This is a genomic window from Prevotella sp. ICM33, from assembly GCF_000517825.1.
GTDB classification, from domain to species: domain Bacteria; phylum Bacteroidota; class Bacteroidia; order Bacteroidales; family Bacteroidaceae; genus Prevotella; species Prevotella melaninogenica.
The window spans coordinates 1-3,493 of sequence record NZ_JACD01000095.1 but is presented as its reverse complement, the minus strand read 5'-3'; the positions used below and the strand labels follow the sequence as shown (position 1 = coordinate 3,493).

At 35.0% G+C, this 3,493-nt stretch carries 2 protein-coding genes and 1 pseudogene; all 3 read right to left on the bottom strand.

Annotated features, from left to right (window positions below; translation table 11 throughout):
- Nucleotides 1-1,200: 1,200 nt before the first annotated feature.
- The gene (locus tag HMPREF1505_RS11565) at nucleotides 1,201-1,788 is read right to left on the bottom strand and encodes a hypothetical protein (RefSeq protein WP_036925512.1); all 588 of its coding nucleotides are present in this window, start codon (nucleotides 1,786-1,788) and stop codon (nucleotides 1,201-1,203) included.
- Between the two features lie 34 nt (nucleotides 1,789-1,822).
- Nucleotides 1,823-2,848 carry a DUF2931 family protein gene (locus HMPREF1505_RS11560; RefSeq protein WP_231480394.1) on the bottom strand — a complete coding sequence of 342 codons (1,026 nt, stop codon included), beginning with the start codon at nucleotides 2,846-2,848 and terminating at the stop codon, nucleotides 1,823-1,825.
- A 120-nt stretch (nucleotides 2,849-2,968) separates the two neighbouring features.
- Nucleotides 2,969-3,493 (bottom strand): annotated as a pseudogene (locus HMPREF1505_RS11555) (type IV secretion protein Rhs); the annotation flags it as partial.

Genomic DNA, 3,493 nt, shown 5'->3' with positions numbered 1-3,493 from the left:
TAAAATCTGTCAGTTCCACAACTTCCGAGTTCTGAATATATGCGTTAATTTCTTCCTCGCTTGCTGGTGTACGATGAAAAATCAGATAGACTATCCCATTTACCAACAATAAGCCTATGGCTGCACCTATTCCTTGTGCATTAATTTTGAAACTCTTCATCTTTTATCATTTAGATTATTCCTCTTCAAACAGTCTATCAAACTCGTCTTCCAGTAAGAGATAACGTAGGTAATAGACAACAAACTTGTAATTAAAAGCGCCTAATGTTATGCATTCTATATATAAATACAGACATTAGCTTTTTCTTTCATTCTGTATGAGTAGTCCCTCCATTGCTTACGCTCACATAGACTGATAGTACCCTCATTTTTCGTATTATAAATAGTCAATGACAAGTTGTTTTACTCTTAGATAGACATGAATAATGTTTAATCTTCTGTCTTTAATATGTCAAATGTAAGAAGATAATTTCAGATATACAACTGAGAGATATAAAATATAAAGGTTTTAACATTTTGTAAACTATATAGCTTACCTGATATACTTTTGTGAGTAAGTTGTTTACATGTACTATAATGTAAATAATTTTCTAACGCCTAAACTCTTATTGATGTCCAATTGGCTTCGAAAAGACGCCCAATTGGCTTGCAAAAGATGCCCTTTTGAGGTCTTACTAACGCCCTTTTGAGCCCCTATTAAGCACCTCTTGCCTCACTGTTTTGTAAGTTATTGACTATCCGTTAGTTACAGCCACAGTGAAAGGTGGCATTTTTATGCTTATTTTTAGTAAAAACGTTCTTACCATTGTAAACATATTTCACATTCAGTGTTTGAATTGTGCGAATGTGCGAAAACATCTCCAATAATTTGGAATGATAAGATTTACCGCCCTAAGTTTAGAACGTTGACGTAATGTCACACAAAGAAAAGGAGAGTACAGAGAATTATTAAAACAAAGCAATGGAAGTCACGGAGGCATCGTTGGTGCATTGAGCGACGGAGATTGTTTGCCAGTTCTATTAGACACTTTCTGTTCAAAGTATTTACATCTAAAGTTATCAAGAAGCTGTACGCTACACCTCCATCGGTCTTTGTGCCGTCAGCACCTCTGTGACATTACGTTATCTCTGTCGCCTCTGTGACTCCGTGTGCCATAATATATAAGAGCTTAGTTGATCAGTCCATTTTTTTGAAGATCCTTACTTTACACTTACAGGCAAATACACATACCCTACGCAATATTCATTAAAATCGTCTTTATAATCAAATGAAAAGCAGATACTGTCATGCTTAAGTAAATTTTCAATCAGTTCCTTATTATTTTTTTTAAGTTCTTGCACACTCCCTATCTTGACTATTCCGCTCTTCTGTGGAAGTTTTATACTACTTTTTACAATTTTCTGGAATTCAGGTGTGAAACACTGATAGCGAATATAAACGAGAACCTTGCGCTGTTGCTTATCCATTTCTCTTAACCCCTCTATATCAGATGTCCGTACAATCTTTCCGTTCACATTGAAGAATAGTGCCCCATTAAAATCCCAAGCGTGTGGTGCACACGTATAATCGCTGGCACATAGGTATGTACTACTTGACAAAACTACTCTTTTAGAACTGGTCTTACTCATTAAAAAAGCTAAAGGGATATCCATATATTTGACAGTATCATTATCAAGTGCTAAAGATATTGGATTGTCTGACATTGTCTGTTCAATGGAGATGTAGTTTTGCTCTTTATTGGAACAAGACAATAAAATTACAAATGCAAGTAAAAAAAGATTCTTCATTATAAAAAGTTGTTTTACAAAACTTATACTATATTTATTCTCCTATAAAATTAAAAATATCATTACCATCTTGAGGATGATTATCATAAATTACAACCGCTTTGTCATCAGAATCATGAACTCTTTGCTTAAAGACATGAATCTTTGTCTTTTCAAATTTATATTTCTTATTGGCAGTTTCCAAATAAATGTTGAACCTGTTATTATATTTGCTTACTTGAATGATTAGCTTTCCTGGCTGAGTAGGATTGTTGCCATAAACATCCATAAATGCTTTCTTCACTTCTGCTTCATCAAAATAAAAATGTCCCGTATAGAGCATATCATCTGCAATCCATTGGAACTCTATCTTGTTGGGTCTTGAAGGCTGTTCAAAATATCCAGGGTCATCATGATTCAGGATCTCACCATTGGCAAAATTAATAATAAAATTCCCTTTGCGTAACTCTGTTTGCTTATTTTCAAATTGTATATCAAATTGATAGTTAAAACGCTGCGCATAAATTCCCCAGATTTTGTCATACTCTGAGCCATGTTCGATAATGTAAGGTGTGTCATATCCATCGGCACAAAGACTATCAACAGTTTGATATGCATTATAAAAGTCTTCGCTGAATTCTTTAAGTGTCATGTGTATTTCTTCTCCCTTTAATGTATCGCAAATCAGCACCCTTCTTAAATTTCCTATCCCCAAGTATAGCCATAGATGTCCTCCTGGAAGAATTGTTACATCAAACTCGTTAAAGTCCATATTGCTTTCTCTCCAGTGGCTATAAAATCCTTCTCTAAAGGCTTTTAGGAGTTTGTTTTGTATTTGCTGGGAGAATTTAATATTTGCCCTATAAATCTTTTTATCTGCTATTGATACCCAAACCATGTCTATACCTTTGGGAATACCAACCTCACCTTGAGGTGGGTTTACAGAAAAAGGTGTTGCGGTAACATTTCCAAGGCCTGCCATAGCTGTTTCATCAAAAACATCTACAGTTTCTTCTCCGTTATCCCCATAGAAAGCCTTTGCATATTTTAACTCTGAGCTATAATGGGTTGGCGATGAGATATAAAAATCCCAACTAAACTTTGTTTCATGTCATTCTTTCCGTTTGATAAGCCCTTGCATGACAGTGTTGTTATGCAAAATGCCAAAATAAATAATACTGGATAAATTTTCTTCATATTCTTATTCTTTAGCTATATCCACATTGGTACTGCTTTTAAGATATAAATTATCTTGTGATGTAATTGTGGTGACTCCATACGATTCGTAAGTTGAATCTTCACTTATTTTTGTTTTAATTGACTTCATAACACTTAAGTTCATATTACCATAAATATTGGTCGTTTGGTCACCACTAATAGACGATTTGGCATCTTCCATTATACTCAATACGGAACTTCCATTTATAGAAAGCGAAGAATCTTTCCCGATGTTGATAGATGACTGTTCTCCCACCTGCATTGTAAAGTTCTTGCCAACGTTTACATTCATGTTCTCTGATGCATTGATGTTAACATTCTTTGTATTGACATTCACTTCTTCAGCAGAAGATATGGTGATGGTGCCATTTAATTCATCAATGAAGATTTTNTTGGCACGAGTGGTNTGTAGNAGGATNGTATGGGCGGTATCGTCAAAGGTAACGGTNGANCCGCTTNGGGTGGTAAGACTTTTCTTGTGGTTGGCAGCAAAGCCTCCGCTACCTGT

Bases quoted from the DNA above. Each gene is read 5' to 3' on its own strand.
- HMPREF1505_RS11565 (WP_036925512.1), bottom strand. From the start codon at position 1,788: ATGAAGAATCTTTTTTTACTTGCATTTGTAATTTTATTGTCTTGTTCC.